General features: G+C 71.3%; 13 protein-coding genes. All 13 read left to right on the top strand.

The genetic code is table 11. The features are described 5' to 3' along the window. The first annotated feature begins 374 nt into the window (after nt 1–374). The 13 genes from IO24_RS0101415 (at nt 375) to IO24_RS0101475 (ending at nt 18,317) form a co-directional block, all read left to right on the top strand. Entirely contained in the window at nt 375–872 is a 498-nt protein-coding gene (locus tag IO24_RS0101415; RefSeq protein WP_031130886.1) for a DUF2975 domain-containing protein, read from the top strand. Beyond that, on the top strand, nt 872–1,114 hold the full coding sequence (locus tag IO24_RS0101420; RefSeq protein ID WP_031130888.1) for a helix-turn-helix domain-containing protein: 243 nt from the start codon (nt 872–874) through the stop codon (nt 1,112–1,114). The genes IO24_RS0101415 and IO24_RS0101420 overlap by 1 nt, the downstream gene beginning before the upstream one ends. Further along, entirely contained in the window at nt 1,114–1,581 is a 468-nt protein-coding gene (locus IO24_RS0101425) for a GNAT family N-acetyltransferase (RefSeq protein WP_031130890.1), read from the top strand. Before IO24_RS0101420 ends, IO24_RS0101425 begins: the two co-directional genes overlap by 1 nt. Nucleotides 1,582–1,680: 99 nt before the next feature. After that, nucleotides 1,681–2,886, top strand: coding sequence for a phage tail tape measure protein (locus tag IO24_RS0101430; RefSeq protein ID WP_031130892.1), 1,206 nt, complete (start codon nt 1,681–1,683; stop codon nt 2,884–2,886). Between the two features lie 48 nt (nt 2,887–2,934). After that, on the top strand, nt 2,935–3,717 hold the full coding sequence (locus IO24_RS0101435; protein WP_031130894.1) for a TIGR03936 family radical SAM-associated protein: 783 nt from the start codon (nt 2,935–2,937) through the stop codon (nt 3,715–3,717). A 258-nt stretch (nt 3,718–3,975) separates the two neighbouring features. Further along, the gene (locus tag IO24_RS0101440) at nt 3,976–8,169 is read left to right on the top strand and encodes an Rne/Rng family ribonuclease (RefSeq protein ID WP_031130896.1); all 4,194 of its coding nucleotides are present in this window, start codon (nt 3,976–3,978) and stop codon (nt 8,167–8,169) included. 266 nt (nt 8,170–8,435) lie between these two features. Next, on the top strand, nt 8,436–8,756 hold the full coding sequence (gene rplU, locus IO24_RS0101445; protein WP_031130898.1) for a 50S ribosomal protein L21: 321 nt from the start codon (nt 8,436–8,438) through the stop codon (nt 8,754–8,756). Between the two features lie 14 nt (nt 8,757–8,770). Beyond that, complete coding sequence (gene rpmA / locus IO24_RS0101450) at nt 8,771–9,025, top strand: 50S ribosomal protein L27 (RefSeq protein WP_031130899.1); 255 nt, start codon at nt 8,771–8,773, stop codon at nt 9,023–9,025. Nucleotides 9,026–9,127: 102 nt separating this feature from the next. Beyond that, nucleotides 9,128–10,564, top strand: a complete 1,437-nt coding sequence (obgE, locus tag IO24_RS0101455) for a GTPase ObgE (protein WP_031130901.1) — start codon at nt 9,128–9,130, stop codon at nt 10,562–10,564. 176 nt (nt 10,565–10,740) lie between these two features. Then, nucleotides 10,741–12,249, top strand: a complete 1,509-nt coding sequence (locus IO24_RS0101460; protein WP_031130903.1) for an FG-GAP-like repeat-containing protein — start codon at nt 10,741–10,743, stop codon at nt 12,247–12,249. Nucleotides 12,250–12,417: 168 nt separating this feature from the next. Further along, nucleotides 12,418–13,965, top strand: coding sequence for an alkaline phosphatase D family protein (locus IO24_RS0101465; protein ID WP_031130905.1), 1,548 nt, complete (start codon nt 12,418–12,420; stop codon nt 13,963–13,965). Between the two features lie 573 nt (nt 13,966–14,538). Then, a complete protein-coding gene (locus IO24_RS0101470; protein WP_031130907.1) occupies nt 14,539–16,035 on the top strand; it encodes a bifunctional cytidylyltransferase/SDR family oxidoreductase in 1,497 nt (498 codons plus the stop codon). Nucleotides 16,036–16,208: 173 nt separating this feature from the next. Beyond that, entirely contained in the window at nt 16,209–18,317 is a 2,109-nt protein-coding gene (locus IO24_RS0101475) for a hypothetical protein (RefSeq protein WP_107062877.1), read from the top strand. The last annotated feature ends 94 nt before the right edge of the window (nt 18,318–18,411 follow it).

The raw sequence follows: 18,411 nt of genomic DNA on the forward strand, positions 1-18,411 counted from the left end.
TTCACTCGCACGAGTGACTTCTGCTCGATCGCTTCTCGGGAATTACCGGATCCGTTCTCGCGGCTCATCCGGGCACTGGGGAATCAGAGGTCCCAGAGGTCCGTCGCACCTCACAGGCGGGGCCTGGGAGGTGAGAGGCCCGCTCTGAGGGGGACTCGCTGAGCAGGTCGGGTTGGTGCACTCCCCCGGGGGGCCGGCTCGGCCAGGTTCCCCCAGTTCGGAATGCGTGCTGGGGGAGCCGTCAGGTCGGGCGGCCTGAGTGGCTCCGGGTGCTGGAGAAGGGCGGCCCGGCACGGCGGTCGCCGCGGGCCACCCCTTGCGTCACCTATCGAATCTCGATAGATTTCCATCGTGGTTCGATCGAGGGAGTGGCGATGGGGAAACTGGCCGTTGCGGCGTTGCGTGGGGTGCTCGTGGTGCTGCTCGCCGGGTCGTTGTTCGTGCAGACGGTGATGGTGCCGCTGCTGGCGATCGACATGAACGGGCTCAAGCCCGAGTACGCGTATCTGCGCACCCCGATCATCGTGATCACGATCCTGGGCGTCGTGACGGCTCAGGTCGTCCTGGTCTGCGTGTGGCGGCTGGTGACGATGATGCGTCGCGGGACGGTCTTCTCCACCGCCGCCTTCCGCTACGTGCACATCGTGATCGGCGCGTTCGTGGCGGCCGCCCTGCTGGTCTTCGCGCTCGCGGTCGTGCTCGCACCGGGCGAGGCCGTCGCTCCCGGGGTGGTCCTCCTGTTGTGCGGGGTCGTCGTGGCCGTCCTGGGCGTCGCGCTGATCGTGCTCGTGCTGCGGATGCTGCTCGCGCAGGCCGTCGCCCGCGACATCGAGGCGGCCCGGATGCAGGCCGAGCTGGAAGAGGTCATCTGATGCCCATCGCCGTCGACATCGACGTGATGCTGGCCAAACGCAAGATGTCCGTGGGTGAACTGGCGGAACGCGTCGGCATCACCCCCGCCAACCTGGCGGTCCTCAAGAACGGCCGCGCCAAGGCGGTCCGCTTCTCCACCCTCGCCGCGCTGTGCGAGGTGCTGGAGTGCCAGCCGGGAGATCTGCTGCGCTGGGAGACGGACGGGGCGCCCGTCCCGACGCCCGAGCCGACAATGCCCTGATGGACGACATCAGCATCCGCCCGGCCCGGCCCGCCGAACTCGCCGCCGTGGCCGCCCTCCGGTGGGAGTGGCTCGTCGAGAACGGCTCGGAGGATCTCGGCGAACGCGAGGACTTCGTACGGCACTTCGTCGCCTGGGCGGCGGAGAACGCCGGATCCCACCGCTGCACGGTGCTCGTCCGGGACGACCGGGTCATCGGCATGGCCTGGCTCGCGGTGGTGCAGCGGGTGCCCACGCCCAGGGCACCGCGGCGGGCCTCCGGCGACCTGCAGTGCGTGTACGTCGTACCCGGGGCGCGGGACGGCGGCCTGGGCGGGCGGCTCGTCCAGGCCGTCCTGGACGGAGCCCGCGAGCTCGGGCTGGAACGCGTGACCGTCCACTCCAGTCCCCGGGCGATCCCCGCGTACGCCCGCAACGGCTTTCGGGAGTCGCCCCGGCTGCTGCAGGCGCAGGTCGCCCGCGCGTGAGCCGTATGATCTTGCGGCCGAGTGGAGGAATCGCGGGAGAACGGGGCAGGACTGTGCGGTGCTGCATCCGGACGGGGCATTGAAGGCGTCTACGACGGTATGGATCTGGAGAAGCACCCCCGCGAACGTTCCGAGGCGCGGGTCGATCTGCGCAAGCGGCCGGCCGAGCCGCCCGTCCGGCGTGAGCCCGAGGCGCCCGAGGGGTGTCTCACCGTCGCGATCCGGATTCCCGTGCGGATCGTCGTGCTCGTCCTGGTCGTCCCCGTGCGGATGCTGTGGGACGCGCTCGTCGTGGCCGGGCGGTTCCTGAACGACGCCCTGCTCCGGCCGCTCGGCCGGGCGCTGCTGTGGCTCGGGCGGGCGGTGTTCGTCTGGCCGTTCGTGGCGCTGTGGCGCTGGGTCGTCGTCCCGGTGGGCAAGGCCCTCGGATGGCTCGGGCACGTCCTCGTCGTCGTCCCCCTGGTCTGGCTGTACCGGTATGTGCTGACCCCGGTGGGGCACGCGATCGCCTGGGTGGCCCGGGGCGCCGGTGCCGCGCTCGGCTGGATCGCGGGGGGCGTGGGAGCCGCGCTCGGCTGGGTGTACGCCGCGCTGCTCACGCCCGTGGGGTACGCGGTGATGTGGGTGCTGAAGGGGCTCGGCGCCGTGCTCGCCGCGCTCGGCATCGGCGTTTGGACGGCCCTGGCCTGGCTCGTGAAGTATCTCGTCGTCGTACCAGCCGTCTGGCTGTACACCTGGGTGCTCGCACCCGTCGGCCGCGCGATCGGCTGGTGCGCCAAGGGGCTCGTGTGGCTGGTGAGCATGGCCGTCACCGGCATCGGCACGGCCCTCTACTGGATCGCCCGGATCCTGCTCGTCCTGCCCGCGCTCGCCGTCTGGCGCTGGATCCTCACGCCGGTCGGACGCGTCCTCGCCGTCATCGGGCGGGAGCTGTGGGACGCCCTCGGCCATGCCTGGCGCGTCGCCGGGCACATCTCACTCGCCGTCGGGCGCTTCCTCGGCACCCTCTTCCGGTGGATCTTCGTCGAACCGGTGCGGTGGGTGTACCGCAGCGTGCTGACGCCCGTCGGGCACGTCGTACGGGACGCCGTCTGGCGGCCCGCCGCCGAGGCCGCCCGCAGTGTGGGGCGGGCCACCCGGCAGGCGCTGGCCGCCGCCCGGGAGTCCGTACGTCAGGCCCGCGCCGACTTCCGGCGGATGCTCTTCGGCGAGCCGCGGCGGCCGCAGCCGGTCGACCGGAGGGAACCTTCGGGGCGCGAGACACGTACTCTTGGGAGCAGTACGACCGCTCTCACGAAGGACTGAACGACACTGGGCAAGCGACAGCCCGAAGGCCCGCCGCCCGCACCCGCGGTGCAGCGCATCCGACTGCGTTACACCAAGCGCGGCCGCCTCCGGTTCACCAGCCACCGTGACTTCCAGCGCGCCTTCGAGCGTGCGTTGCGCCGTGCCGAGGTGCCGATGGCCTACTCGGCGGGCTTCACACCACACCCGAAGGTGTCGTACGCCAATGCCGCACCCACCGGCACGGGCAGTGAGGCGGAGTACCTGGAGATCGCGCTCACCGCGCCACGCGACCCGGAGCAGCTGAGGGTTCTCCTCGACGAGTCGATGCCCTCGGGGCTGGACATCATCGAGGCGGTCGAGGCCCGCACCTCGGGACTCGCCGACCGGCTGACGGCTTCCGTCTGGGAGCTCCGGCTGGACGGAGTGCCGCTGGTGGAGGCCCGCCGGGCGGCGGACGCCTTCAACGCGGCCGACACCGTCGAGGTCCAGCGCCTCGCCAAGAACGGCGTCCGTACGTTCGACGCCCGCTCCGCCGTCGCGAGCCTGGAGGTGCGCGACCTCGCGGAAACGCACAGTTCGCAGGCTGATAGGCCGACCGACCAGCCCTGTGCGATACTGCGGCTGGTTGTTCGGCACGTGACGCCTGCCGTACGACCCGACGACGTCCTGTCCGGTCTTCGCGCCGTGGCCGACCTGGCGCCGCCGGTCCCCGCAGCGGTGACCAGGCTGGCGCAGGGGCTGTTCGATGCAGAGACCGGCACGGTGACCGACCCGCTCGCGCCCGACCGCGAGGCAGTCGAGGCCCACTCAACGGCCGAACCGACTGCCGCCGCGACGGCGTCGGCGTAAGGAAGGTTCCGCGTAGGACGGACGTCGTAGCGCCGCCCTCGGACTCGGGAGCCACCTGGGTCGGGCAGCGTACCGACCAGAAGACTTTCGCCAGGCCGTACGCATTCGGCGTACGGAACCGGTGAGACAGGACACAGAGAGCTCCCGTGCGGCGCCCGCGCCCCGGACGGCGGCGACGCGCACAGCGCGAGCCGCGGACGTCACCGGCACAGCCGGACCAGGCGCGGCGCCCGGGAGCCTGACGGGAGATAAGCCCGCATGCTCGAACCGACCGAACCCACAGAGGGTTCCGAACAGAACACTCCCAGCGACACCCTGCCGCCCCGGCGGCGGCGTCGTGCCGCGTCCCGCCCGGCGGGCCCGCCCACCGGTGCCGCCGACACGCCGGTGGAGACCGTCGCGCCGGCCATACCGGCCGCCGATGCCGAGGAACTCGCGGCCGATGCCGCAGAGGCCGACGCCGTAGCGGCCGAGGAGACCGACGAGCTCGAGGGAGCCGTCGCCGAGGCCGACAAGGCTCCCGAGGCCGTCGAGAGCGATGAGGATGCCGCGCCCGCCGGGCGTAAGCGGCGTCGCGCCGTGCGCCGTGCTTCCGCGCCGGTCGGCGCTCCGGCGGCCGTGGCGGCCGCCGAGACCGTGGTCCCGGTGACCGCCGACGCCCCCGCCGTTCCTGAGCCGGCCGAGGCCACCACGCCTGCCGCGTCCGCCGAAGTGACCGAGGACGCCGCCCCCAAGCGCACCCGGCGCCGTGCCACGCGCACCGTGACCTCGCCCGTCGCCGCTCCGGCCGAGACGGTCGCGGCACCGGCCGAGACCGACGGCCCGGAGCCGGCGGTCGTGGCCGACGGCGCCGCCGAGGGCTCCGCCGAAGCTGCCGAGGCCGCTGAAGAGGCTGCTCCGCGTCGGACTCGCCGGCGTGCCTCGCGGCGGGCGTCCGCGCCTGCCGGGGCGCCTTCCGCCGCGGACGCGGTGGAAGGGAACGCCGAGGAGGCGAAGGCACCCGTGACCGAGAACCCTGCCGTCGAACCCGACCGCGCGTCCGAGGCCACTGCGTCCGAGGCCACTGCTTCCGAGACCGCCGCCGCCGAGCCGGCCCGCGCTGCCGAGGTCCCCGCCGACACCGCCGACACCGCCGCCGAGGTCGCCGAGTCGGCCGAGGAAACCGGTCCGCGTCGCCGTCGCCGGGTCGTGCGCCGGGCCGCCGGCGGCTTCGCCGAGCCTGCCCAGCCCGCCAAGGGCGCGCGGGCCTCGAAGGCATCCGCTCGCGAGGCCGCGGCCGACAGTGAGAGCGAGTCGCCGTCGCGTCCGGCGCGACCCGCCGTCGCGCTGTTCCAGGCGCCCGTCTTCACCGAGCCCCAGTTCCAGACGCCGGAGCGGGCCGCTGCCGCCGCCGCCGCCGAGTCGGCCGGGGCCGAGGAGGCCGAGGAGTCCGCGCCGGCCGAGGCCCAGCGCGAGGAGCAGACCGGCGGGTCGCGCCGCCGGCGCCGTCGCCGTGGTGCCGGCGACGAGCCCGAGGCCCAGGCTCCCGAGCCCGAGGCCCAGGCTCCCGAGGCCGAGGTCGTCGACACCGCCGCCGACGAGGCGGAGGAGGCCGACGACTCCGCCGAGGACCAGGCCGACGGCGACGACCAGGAGGAGTCCGAGGGCACCGGCTCGCGCCGCCGCCGTCGCCGGGGCGGTCGCCGCCGCAGGCGTGGCGAGTCGGCCGAGTCCGACGGCGAGGACGCCGAGTCCGAGCAGACCGCCGCAGCACAGGACGCCGAGGACACCGCCGAAGAGGACGACGAGGACTCCGAGGACGCCGCCGACCGCGACGAGTCCGGTGCAGGCGGCTCCAGCAGCAGCCGCCGGCGCCGGCGCCGCCGTCGCCGCGCCGGTGACTCCGGCACCGACCCCGAGCCCTCGGACGACGACCCGGAGCGCACGGTCGTCAAGGTCCGCGAGCCCCGCCCCAAGGCCGAGCCGTCCGACGAGGTGCAGTCCATCAAGGGCTCGACCCGGCTGGAGGCCAAGAAGCAGCGCCGCCGCGAAGGCCGCGAGCAGGGCCGCCGGCGCGTCCCGATCATCACCGAGGCCGAGTTCCTGGCCCGCCGCGAGGCCGTCGAGCGCGTGATGGTCGTCCGCCAGCACGGCGACCGCACGCAGATCGGCGTCCTCGAGGACAACGTGCTCGTCGAGCACTACGTCAACAAGGAGCAGGCGGTCTCGTACGTCGGCAACGTCTACCTCGGCAAGGTGCAGAACGTTCTGCCGTCGATGGAGGCCGCCTTCATCGACATCGGCAAGGGCCGCAACGCGGTCCTGTACGCCGGTGAGGTCAACTTCGAGGCGCTGGGCATGGCCAACGGGCCGCGGCGCATCGAGTCCGCCCTGAAGTCCGGCCAGTCGGTGCTCGTCCAGGTGACGAAGGACCCCATCGGCCACAAGGGCGCCCGCCTGACCAGCCAGGTCTCCCTCCCCGGGCGCTACCTCGTGTACGTGCCCGAGGGCTCCATGACGGGCATCAGCCGCAAGCTGCCCGACACCGAGCGGGCGCGGCTGAAGACGATCCTCAAGAAGATCGTCCCCGAGGACGCGGGCGTCATCGTGCGCACCGCCGCCGAGGGTGCGAGCGAGGACGAGCTGCGCCGGGACGTCGAGAGGCTCCAGGGGCAGTGGGAGGAGATCCAGAAGAAGGCCAAGAACGGCGGCACCGCGCCGACGCTGCTGTACGGCGAGCCGGACATGACCGTCCGGGTCGTGCGCGACATCTTCAACGAGGACTTCTCCAAGGTCGTCGTCAGCGGCGACGAGGCGTGGTCGACCATTCACGGGTACGTCTCGCACGTCGCGCCGGACCTCGCCGAGCGGCTGTCGAAGTGGACCTCCGAGGTCGACGTCTTCGCCACGTACCGGATCGACGAGCAGCTGGCGAAGGCCCTCGACCGCAAGGTGTGGCTGCCCAGCGGCGGTTCGCTGGTGATCGACCGGACCGAGGCGATGGTCGTCGTCGACGTCAACACCGGCAAGTTCACCGGTCAGGGCGGCAACCTCGAGGAGACCGTCACCCGGAACAACCTGGAGGCGGCCGAGGAGATCGTGCGTCAGCTGCGGCTGCGCGACCTCGGCGGCATCATCGTCATCGACTTCATCGACATGGTGCTGGAGTCCAACCGGGACCTGGTGCTGCGGCGCCTGCTGGAGTGCCTGGGCCGGGACCGTACGAAGCACCAGGTCGCGGAAGTGACCTCGCTGGGGCTCGTGCAGATGACCCGCAAGCGGGTCGGGCAGGGCCTGCTGGAGTCCTTCTCCGAGACCTGTGTCCACTGCAACGGGCGCGGTGTCATCGTGCACATGGAGCAGCCGACGGCCCCCGGAGGCGGCGGCAAGCGCAAGAAGCGCGCGCGTGCCGGTGCCGCCGAGCAGCCGCACGTCCACGAGTCGGCCGTCGAGACCGCCGAGGAGGAGGCCGAGACCGAGGCCGAGGTCGGAGCCGAGGTCGCCGAGCCGGTCGCGCTGCCCGAACCGGTCTTCGAGCCCGACGAGGAGCTGTACAGCAGTGCCGCCGAGGCGGAGGCCGCGGCCGGCCGCGGCCGGTCGCGACGCCGGGCGAGCCGGCGGGCGTCGGCTCCGGCGGGCTCCCCGCGTGCTGAGGCGGAGCCGAAGGCCGAGCAGGGCAGGGACAAGGCCCGGCGCGGCAGGGGCAGGGCCGAGCAGGCCGAGGCCGAGGTGCCGACGGCTCAGGACGTGACCGCCGAGCAGGAGGTCGCCCGTCCGGTTCAGCCGGAGCCGGCCGCCGAGGCGCAGGCCGAGCCGATGGCCGTGGAGGACCCGGTGGTCGAGGCCGCGCAGGCCGCCCCGGCCGCTCCGGTCGAGGAGGCCGCGCCCAAGGGCCGTACCCGTCGGCGGGCCACCCGCAAGGTGTCCGCTCCGGCCGGTTCTCCGGCGGGGGCCGAGGCGGCCGTGGTGACGGTCGCCGAGACCGCACCCGCGGTGTCCGAGGCCACGGAGGCGCCCGAACAGGCCGCGCAGCCCGAGGCCGTCGCCGAGGCGCCCGCCGGGAGCGCCGCCCCGGCCCGTCCGCGGCGCCGTGCCGTGCGCAAGCCCACGGTGTCCACCGCGTCCGAGGAGACGGCCGTCGTGGTCGTCCCGTCGGCCGCGTCGGAGGAGCCGGTGTCCGAGAAGGCCCCGCAGACGCCCGCGTCCGACGGTGGCACCCCGGAGGAGGCCGCCGAGGAGTCGGCCCCCGCCAAGAAGACGGCCCGCAAGACGGCCAAGAAGGCCACGGCGAAGAAGGCCGCCACCACCAAGAAGACGGCGGCCAAGAAGACCGCCGCCAAGAAGACGACGGCCAAGAAGGCGGCGAAGACCACCAAGACCGCCGCCAAGAAGACCGCGTCGAAGAAGACCGTGGCGGCGGAGCAGTCGGCGTCCTCGGCCTCCTCCGTCTCGGCCTCCACCGACGAGGGCTGACCGGCCCTGTTGTCCGCCGGGGCGTGCGCGACCGCGCGTACGCCCCGGCGGACGCGACCGGCGTGACCGGTCGCACAGGTGACGGACCCGGCTCGGTTTGACCCCTTCGGCCGCGGCCCCGTAACCTTGACCGTCGGCGTGTCGACTGACACGTCACATCCCCGTAAACCTCATCCTCCGGGCGCCGGGCGCCAGGAGAGGCCGCTCGCTGAGCGGGCGGCTGGCCTGCGGGGGTGCCGTTTCCCGAGCTAGAGAGTGAGTTCCGCGTGTACGCCATCGTGCGCAGCGGTGGTCGCCAGCACAAGGTTGCTGTCGGCGACATCGTTGAGGTTGACAAGATTTCCACTGCCAAGGTTGGCGACTCGGTCGAGCTCTCGACCCTGCTCGTTGTCGACGGCGACGCCGTGACCAGCGACCCGTGGGTGCTGGCCGGCATCAAGGTCCAGGCCGAGGTCGTGGACCACCACAAGGGCCAGAAGATCGACATTCTGCGCTACAAGAACAAGACCGGTTACCGCCGTCGCCAGGGCCACCGCCAGCAGTACACGGCGATCAAGGTCACTGAGATCCCCGCGGCTGCGAAGTAAGGGACTGAGGAGAAATGGCACACAAGAAGGGCGCATCGTCCACCCGGAACGGTCGCGACTCCAATGCCCAGCGGCTCGGCGTGAAGCGCTTCGGCGGTCAGGTCGTCAACGCGGGTGAGATCCTGGTTCGTCAGCGCGGCACCCACTTCCACCCGGGCTCCGGCGTCGGCCGTGGCGGCGACGACACGCTGTTCGCCCTCGCGGCCGGTTCGGTGCAGTTCGGCACCCACCGTGGCCGCAAGGTCGTGAACATCGTTCCGGTCGCCTGATCGGAAACTTTCGCGAGGCGGACCTCACTTCCCTCACGGGAAGCGGGTCCGCCTTTCGCGTGTTACCCCAAGACATTCCCGCAGTAACTGGAGGCACATCCCATGACCACCTTCGTGGACCGCGTCGAGCTGCACGTCGCCGCGGGTAGCGGAGGCCACGGCTGTGCCTCCGTCCACCGTGAGAAGTTCAAGCCCCTCGGCGGGCCGGACGGCGGCAACGGCGGGCGCGGCGGGGACGTGATCCTCACCGTCGACCAGTCGGTCACCACGCTGCTCGACTACCACCACTCCCCGCACCGCAAGGCCACCAACGGCAAGCCGGGCGAAGGCGGCAACCGCTCCGGCAAGGACGGGCAGGACCTCGTCCTGCCGGTGCCGGACGGCACAGTGGTGCTGGACAAGGCGGGCAACGTCCTCGCCGACATGGTCGGGCACGGCACGTCGTACGTCGCCGCCCAGGGCGGCCGGGGCGGGCTCGGCAACGCGGCGCTGGCCTCCGCGCGGCGCAAGGCGCCCGGTTTCGCGCTGCTCGGTGAGCCGGGGGACCTCCATGACGTCGTCCTGGAGCTGAAGACCGTCGCCGACGTGGCGCTCGTCGGATACCCGAGTGCCGGCAAGTCGTCGCTGATCTCGGTGCTGAGCGCCGCCAAGCCGAAGATCGCCGACTACCCCTTCACCACGCTGGTTCCGAACCTCGGTGTCGTCACGGCCGGTTCGACGGTGTACACGATCGCCGACGTGCCCGGGCTGATCCCCGGGGCCAGCCAGGGCAAGGGCCTGGGCCTGGAGTTCCTGCGGCACGTGGAGCGGTGCAGTGTGCTCGTGCACGTCCTGGACACCGCGACGCTGGAGTCGGACCGTGACCCGGTCTCCGACCTCGACATCATCGAGGAGGAGCTGCGGCAGTACGGCGGGCTGGACAAGCGGCCGCGGATGGTCGTCCTGAACAAGATCGACGTACCGGACGGCAAGGATCTGGCCGAGATGGTGCGGCCCGACCTGGAGGCGCGCGGCTACCGCGTGTTCGAGGTGTCTGCCGTGGCGCACATGGGCCTGAAGGAGCTGTCGTACGCGCTCGCGGAGCTCGTGGCGCAGTCGCGGGCCGCGAAGCCGAAGGAAGAGGCCACCCGGATCGTGATCCGGCCCAAGGCCGTGGACGACACCGGCTTCACCGTTTCGCGCGAGGCCGACGGCCTGTTCCGGGTGCGCGGCGAGAAGCCCGAACGCTGGGTGCGCCAGACCGACTTCAACAACGACGAGGCGGTCGGCTATCTGGCGGACCGGCTCAACCGGCTCGGTGTCGAGCAGGAGCTGATGAAGGCGGGCGCCCGGGGCGGCGACGGCGTCGCCATCGGCCCCGAGGAGAACGCGGTCGTCTTCGACTGGGAACCGTCCATGACGGCCGGAGCCGAGATGCTCGGCCGACGCGGTGAGGACCACCGGCTCGAGGGGGAGCGGCCGGCCGCGCAGCGCCGCAAGGACCGGCAGGCCGAGCGGGACGAGGCGCAGCAGGAGTTCGACGACTTCGAGCCGTTCTGATCGGTTTCGGCAGCAGCCTTGGTGACCGGGCGGCTTGGCTCGTCGGTCAACGGGATGCGCATTCGCAACGAATCCCGAGGCAACCAAGTGGTGCACCGGTGAGTCGTACTGGGCGGCACGATGAGGATCTTGCTCCTCGCCGTGCCGCAACTGCCCAGCGAATCACCGGAGTTCACGTGCCCCAGTCCAAGAGCAAGCGCAGGATCGGCCGAGGAGCCGGGGTGGCGGCGGCCGTCGCGGTCGTCGTGGCCGTCACCGCCCCGGTGGCCGCACAGGCGGCCGGCGCGGCCTCCACGACCCCGGCCGGCGCGGCGGAGCTCCACGACGACTTCAACGGCGACGGTTACGCCGACCTCGCCGTGGCCGCCCCTACCGCGACCGTCGGCGGCAAGAAGGGCGCCGGATACGTCGCCGTGGTCTACGGCTCGAAGAGCGGCCTGGACGTGACGAAGAGGCAGGTGTTCAGCCAGAGCACGGCCGGCGTACCGGGCAGCCCCGAGACGGACGACGCGTTCGGCAGCGCGCTCACCACCGCCGACCTCGACCGCGACGGGTACGCGGACCTGGTGGTCGGCGTGGGAAGCGAGGACACGGCCGACGGCGGCGAGGAGTCCGGGCTGGTCGAGGTCCTCTGGGGCGGTGCGAAGGGCCTGTCCGGCGGGGCCGTCCTGGCCACCGGGAAGAGCTACGACTGGCTCGGCCGCCAGGGGCGCCTGACCGTCGGGGACATCGACGGCGACGGTGCCGAGGACCTGGTGACCGTGGAGAACCAGTTCAACCTGCGTGTGCTGAAAGGCCCGTTCACCCGGGACGGCTCCACGGCCCAGGGCGAGCAGCTCCTGACGGACGAGTTCGACAGCCGCTACCTCGACCTGGCCACCGGCGACGTCAACGGCGATGGTGTCACGGACGTGGCCGGCACCCAGATCGACGGCGACGAGTTCGACGCCCGCCGGGTCGTGTACTGGCTGGGCACCGAGCAGGGGCTCACGCCGTACACCACCGTGGAGGGCGCCGACGGCTACCGGCTCAAGGGCGGCGAGAACCTCGACATCGGAGACGTCGACCGGGACGGCTATGACGACATCGTGGTCGGCCGGGCCGTCGACGGGTACGACAGCGACCTCGACACCCCCGCCGCGAAGGGCGGCCGGGTCACCTGGATCCCGGGCGGCCCGGACGGGCCCGACGGTGTGAAGGCCAAGCACCTCAACCAGGACAGCCCCGGCGTGCCCGGCAGCGCCGAGGCGGGCGACGGCTTCGGTACCGACGTGCGGATCGCCGACGTCAACGGCGACGGATACCCGGACGTGGCGACCGGGCTGCCCGGTGAGAATCTGGGCACCGTGGCCGACGCGGGAGCAGTCGTCGTGCTGCCCGGCACCGCACGCGGGCTCACCGGCACCGGCGCCCAGGTGGTCACGCAGGACACGCCCGACGTGCCGGGCACTCCCGAGAAGGGCGACGCCTTCGGCAGGGCCGTCCACCTCGCCGACGCCGACCACGACGGCCTGGCCGACCTGGCCGCGGGCGCGCCGGGGGAGAACGGCAACGCCGGGTCCGTGTGGTACTTCAGGTCCGCCCCGGCAACCGTCGTGAGCCCCGACGCCACCACGACCTTCGGCAACACGCTCCTCGGCACGACCGCCACGGACGCCCGGCTCGGCACCGGTTTCGCTGGCTGATCACCTGTCAGACTCGCCCCAGCAACGGCTTGTTCCGATGCTGGCGGCGAGTCTCTTTTTGTCTGCTTAGTTGTCATGTACGTGAACCCCGACGTTCAACGGGCGGACCGCCCGCGAGCGTGAAGCTTCCCAGTGTCCAAGTGGCCAGCGAGGTAAGGGAGTCAGCCGATGACAGCAGGATCGCCCGACCGACGCCGCTTTCTGACCGCAGGCGCCGCGGTGCTCGGTGCCGCCGCCTCCGCCCAGCTGTGGCTTCCGGCCGCAGCCCGCGCGGCCGAGACGCCGCTGCCCGACGGGGTGTTCGGTCTCGGTGTCTCCTCCGGCGACCCGCTGCCGGACGGCATCGTGCTGTGGACCCGGCTCGCCCCGGACCCGCTGAACGGCGGGGGTATGCCCGACCGGGTGGTGCCCGTGGAGTGGCAGGTCGCGGAGGACCACCGGTTCAGAAAGCTCGTCCGACGCGGCACCGCCCAGGCCCGGCCCGAGTACGGGCACAGCGTTCACGTGGACGTACGCGGGCTGCGCTCGGACCGCACGTACTGGTACCGCTTCCGCACCAGCGGGCAGCTCTCGCCCGTGGGCCGCACCCGCACCGCGCCCCACCCTCACAGCTCCGGTGGCTCCCTGCGCGTGGCGCTGGCCTCCTGCCAGAACTGGCAGCACGGCTATTTCACGCCATACGCAGACATGCTGGATCAGGACCCTGACGTCGTGGTGTTCGTCGGGGACTACATCTACGAGTCCACGCCCTCGGCGACGGCGCTGCGGCGGCACGAAGGCACCGGTGAGCCCTTCAGCCTCACCCAGTACCGCAACCGGTACGCCCAGTACCGCACCGACCCGGACCTCGCGGCGATGCACGCGAACGCGCCCTTCGTGGTGAGCTTCGACGACCACGAGGTGGACAACGACTTCGCGGGCGAGATCCCGCAGGACCCGGACAAGCAGCCGCACGACGCGTTCGTGGCCCGGCTGACGGCGGCCTACCAGGCGTTCTACGAGCACATGCCGGTCCGTGCCACCGCCGTCCCGAACGGCCCGCACATCCGGATGTACCGCCGCCTGGAGTTCGGCCGCCTGGCCCGGCTCAACGTCCTGGACACCCGCCAGTACCGCAGCGACCAGGCCACCAGCCAGGCCGGCGCCCAGGACCCGTCGCTGACCATGCTCGGCGCGCGGCAGAAGCAGTGGCTGTTGAACGGGCTGCAGGACTCGCCCGCCCGCTGGAACCTCATCGCCTCCCAGATCATGATGGCCGAGACGGATCTCAAGGTCGGCGAGGGCAAGCTCTGGTTCTACGACGCCTGGGACGGCTACCAGGCCGAACGCAACCGGTTCATGGAGGAGTTCAAGCAGGTCCGCAACCCGGTCGTGCTCTCCGGCGACCGGCACCTGACGATGATCAGCGACCTCAAGCAGGACTACGCCGACCCGGACTCCGCCGTCGTCGGCGCGGAGTTCGTCGGCACCTCGATCTCCAGCAACGGCGACCAGGACCAGGAGGCCTTCCGCAAGGAGTGGGACCCGCGGCGCCCGGACAACCCGCACTGGAAGCTGCTCGACGCGCAACGCGGCTACCACCTCTTCGACGTCCGCCGCGACCGCATCGACGCGCAGGTGAGGGTGGTCGACACGGTCCGGCAGCCCACCGCGACCCCGAGCACGCTGGCCCGGCTGAGGGTCCGGGCGGGCCGCCCCGGCGTCGAGGTCGTCTGACCCCGCCCCTGAGGCGTATGAGCCCGGGACTCCGAGGAGTCCCGGGCTCATCGTCGTCGTACGGGACGGGCGAGCCGTGTGAGAAGTCCGACCCGGTCTCGCGGCGCATTGTTCTCGCCGAGACCGAAATGCTGCGGAATCTTGACCGGGAATTCCCCGGCAATGAGCGGCCGGGGGAGCCGTATTCGCGGCCGGACCCATGAAGAACGCGTGCCGCCCGGCGCCCCGGGACGGGCAGATCCGCACACCGCCGCACCCGTACCCGGCGCGCGAGCGGCGGGCGTGGTGCGCGGGGCACCCTCAAAGCGCGTACCGTGCACCGGACATCGTCCAAGGAACCCGTGAGGGTCCTCGGTCACCGCTGCTCCCGGGCGCCTCCGCTGTCGCTGAGCTTCTGTGCAGTTACTCACAGCGCATTTCGCGGGGCCCGCACGGCCGTCTCACCAATCACCAGGAGTGGGAGGTGAATGAGAGGTTGCGCGCACATATGCGGTGGAGGGCGCTCACCTTGCATTGCGGTAACCACAAGTGGGACCATTTCCGAGTTCCCTGTCGCCCCAAGGTAGGTCCTCTGTGTCCCAGCACATAGCCAAGCCCCGTACCACCGCAGTGATCCTGGCCGGTGGCACCGGCCAGCGCGTGGGTCTGTCGATCCCCAAGCAGCTGCTGAAGATCGCCGGCAAGGCAGTCATCGAGCACACGCTGACCACCTTCGAGAACACCGACTCGATCGACGACATCATCGTGCTGATGGCGCCGGGTTACGTGCCCGACATCGAGAAGATCGTCGCGAAGGCCGGATTCCAGAAGGTCTCGAAGATCATCGAGGGCGGCTCCACACGGAACGAGACCACCGAGCGCGCCATCGCCGCGCTGGGCGAGGGCCTGGCCGAGGGCGAGGACGCCAACGTCCTCTTCCACGACGCCGTGCGCCCCCTGCTCTCGCAGCGCGTCATCGACGACTGCGTCGTCGCCCTGGAGCGCTACCAGGCCGTCGACGTGGCCATCCCGTCCGCGGACACCATCATCGTCACGCGCACGCACGGCGAGGACGGCGAGTTCATCACCGAGATCCCGGACCGCTCCCGGCTGCGCCGCGGCCAGACGCCGCAGGCCTTCAAGCTGTCCACGATCAAGCGGGCCTACGAGGTCGCCGCCGGCGACCCCAACTTCCAGGCCACCGACGACTGCTCCGTCGTGCTCAAGTACCTGCCGGACGTGCCGATCCACGTCGTCGCGGGTGACGAGTACAACATGAAGGTCACCCAGCCCGTCGACGTCTTCATCGCCGACAAGCTCTTCCAGCTCGCCTCCACCGCCGCGCCCGAGCAGGTCTCCGAGGAGGCGTACCGCCAGTTGCTGACCGGCAAGACCATGGTCGTCTTCGGCGGCAGCTACGGCATCGGCAAGGACATCGCCGAGGTCGCCGAGTCCTACGGCGCCAAGGTCTACGCCCTCGGCCGCTCCACCACCGGCACCCACGTGGAGAACCCGGAGGAGGTCGACGACGCCCTGTCCAAGGCGTACGGCGAGACCGGCCGCATCGACTACGTGGTCAACACCGCCGGTGTGCTGCGCATAGGCAAGCTCGCCGAGACCGACAACGCCACCATCGAGGAGGCGCTGAAGGTCAACTACCTGGCCCCGGTGCAGATCGCCCGGTCCTCCTACAAGTACCTGTCGGAGACCAAGGGTCAGCTGCTGCTCTACACCTCCAGCAGCTACACCCGCGGCCGCGCCGAGTACAGCCTCTACTCCTCCACCAAGGCCGCCATGGTGAACCTCACCCAGGCGCTGTCCGACGAGTGGGCCGGCGACGGCGTCCGCGTCAACTGCATCAACCCCGAGCGCACCGCGACCCCCATGCGCACCAAGGCGTTCGGCCAGGAGCCCTCGGGTTCCCTGCTGTCCTCCGAGGCCGTGGCCCGCACCTCGCTCGACGTGCTGCTCTCCGAGCTGACCGGCCACGTCATCGACGTCCGCCAGCAGGACCCGACGGCCGGCGCGGCCCGGGCCTCCGGCTTCGAGCAGGCACTGGCCACGGTGCTGGACCGGCAGGACGGCGTGTAATAATTGGCGCCAAATAGACTTCAGTAATTCAGGCCTCTGCGCCCTCCTGTTAACGGGTTTCGTCGACAGGAGTGTTCGCAGGGGCCTGAATCCATACAGTCCCGCGAATATTCACAGACCAGCCGCATTCTAGAACCAAGACCGGCACACCCCTCCCAAGAGCAGGTTTCTCCGTGATATCCACCGCTATTCGCGTCGCCCGGGTGGGCAGCGCGGCCGAGCTGGCCGCGGCGGTCCTCATGGTGGCGGGCTTCCCCGCCCTCATGCTGGCCGCGCTCGTCCCGAGCGTTCCCGCCTTCGCGGCAGCGGCCGCCGTGACGTACCTGGCGGACCACTATCTGCACCGCAAGGGCAGCTACCTGATCAACCGCCTCGGCAAGGTGCGGGCCGGCCTGTCGATCCGCTTCCTGATCCGGCAGCTGCTCCTCGTCCTGCTGCTGGCCCGGCTGTCCCTCGCGGACAACCTGATCTACTACGGGGCGATCGCCTGCTTCATCGCCTTCTACGGTCTCCAGGCCCCGCACGGCGCGCTGGTCCAGCTGATACGCAACCGCCGCCGCATGCCGGTCGCCACCCGCAACGTCGACCTGAAGTCGCGCATCCGCATCCCGGACGCCCCGCCGCGCAAGCTGCTGCACCGCTCCGCCGAGAAGATGCTCCACATCGACCTCTTCGCGGTCGCCGGCATCCTGCTCGCCGCGCAGGTGAAGTCCGCCCTGATCGGCTTCATCGGCATCGGCATCACGGTGGCCCTGGCGACCCTGTACGTCTTGACGCTCGTGCCGTACGTGCGCGGCCGCAGGATCCCGCCGAACGCCGAGAGGGTCCTGGCCGCCGTCGACGACTGGCTGGGCGAGTACAAGCCGGAGACGGTCCTGTACTTCTCCGGTTCGAAGGACTCCGCCTACCAGGTCAACATGTGGCTCGACACCATGGAGAAGCTGGAGTCCAAGCCGCTGATCATCCTGCGTGAGCGGGCCATCCTGAACAATCTGGCGCCCACCACGGTCCCCGTCATCTGCGTGCCCGGAGGGGTGCACCTGATGAACCTGGACCTGTCCACGGTGCGCGTCGCGCTCTACGCGGCCAACGTCGGCAAGAACATCCACATGCTGCGCGTGCCCACCATCAAGCACGTCTTCATCGGCCACGGCGACAGCGACAAGCTCGCCAGCGTCAACCCGTACAGCAAGGTCTACGACGAGGTGTGGACGGCCGGCCGGGCGGGCCGCGACCGCTACGCCATCGCCGACGTCGGTGTCCGCGACGACGACATCGTCGAGGTCGGCCGCCCGCAGCTCGCCCCGATCCAGACCTGGCAGGGCGTGCCCGAGGGCCGTATCCCGACGGTGCTGTACGCCCCCACCTGGGAGGGCTGGGACGGCAACCCGGGCAACACCTCCGTCGTGCTGGCCGGCGAGAACATCGTGCAGCAGCTCGTGCAGGCCGACCCGCCGGTCCGCGTCCTGTACAAGCCGCACCCGTTCACCGGCAACGTCAGCAAGGAGGCCGGCGCCGCGCACCGGCGGATCACGGCCCTGGTGCAGAAGGCCGCCGCGGAGCGCGCCATCGACACCCGGTTCATCCCCGACACCGCCGCCCAGGCGCAGGCCAAGGCCGAGCTGGACCGCATCCAGGCCCGGCTCGCGCAGCTGTCCGGCTCCGGCGGCGACCGCGGCGACGAGGCCGAGGCCACCCGTGAAGGGCTGGTCGACGTCGCCCGGCACGAGGAGGCCGCCCGGCTGCGCGCCGAGTGGAACGACGCCTACTGGCGTTCCTTCCCGTCCTGGGAACACCGCGTCATCACCGGCGCCGAGCCGCGGCTGTACGACTGCTTCAACGTCTCCGACGCGATGGTCTCCGACATCTCCAGCGTGGTGTCCGACTTCATCGCGAGCGGCAAGCCCTACGCGGTCACGGACTCCGCCGAGGTGGGCGTCGAGGAGTTCAAGCGGAACAACACGGCCGTGCGTGCCGCGGTGATCCTGTCCAACAGCGCGTCCGAGCTGGGCGAGCTGCTCGGCGCGGTCCGCGCCCCGGACGCCGACCCGCTGGCCGAGGACCGCAAGGAGCTCAAGCAGTACCTGCTGGGCCCGGACGAGCCGACCTCCCTCGACCAGTTCAACACTGCCGTCGCGAACCTCGCCCTCAAGGCCGAGACGCGCAACGTCGGCCAGGAGTCACGGGTGGCGGCCGCGGTCGCCGAGGCCGAGCTGGCGAACGCCGTGCCCGGGCAGCGGGTGTCCACCGCCGGTGACACGGACGGTGTCGGCACGGGCTGAACTGCCGCCACTGATGGATGAGTTCGGCCCCGGGGAGCTCCCCGGGGCCGAACTCTTTCTGCTTCCCGTGCCCTGTCGGTTCACTGTGTGACGT

Source organism: Streptomyces flavovariabilis (assembly GCF_000725785.1).
Taxonomy (GTDB): domain Bacteria; phylum Actinomycetota; class Actinomycetes; order Streptomycetales; family Streptomycetaceae; genus Streptomyces; species Streptomyces hawaiiensis.

Coding starts and splice junctions, on each gene's coding strand:
- IO24_RS0101415 (WP_031130886.1), top strand. CDS start 375: ATGGGGAAACTGGCCGTTGCGGCGTTGCGTGGGGTGCTCGTGGTGCTG.
- IO24_RS0101420 (WP_031130888.1), top strand. CDS start 872: ATGCCCATCGCCGTCGACATCGACGTGATGCTGGCCAAACGCAAGATG.
- IO24_RS0101425 (WP_031130890.1), top strand. CDS start 1,114: ATGGACGACATCAGCATCCGCCCGGCCCGGCCCGCCGAACTCGCCGCC.
- IO24_RS0101430 (WP_031130892.1), top strand. CDS start 1,681: ATGGATCTGGAGAAGCACCCCCGCGAACGTTCCGAGGCGCGGGTCGAT.
- IO24_RS0101440 (WP_031130896.1), top strand. CDS start 3,976: ATGCTCGAACCGACCGAACCCACAGAGGGTTCCGAACAGAACACTCCC.
- rpmA (WP_031130899.1), top strand. CDS start 8,771: ATGGCACACAAGAAGGGCGCATCGTCCACCCGGAACGGTCGCGACTCC.
- obgE (WP_031130901.1), top strand. CDS start 9,128: ATGACCACCTTCGTGGACCGCGTCGAGCTGCACGTCGCCGCGGGTAGC.
- IO24_RS0101465 (WP_031130905.1), top strand. CDS start 12,418: ATGACAGCAGGATCGCCCGACCGACGCCGCTTTCTGACCGCAGGCGCC.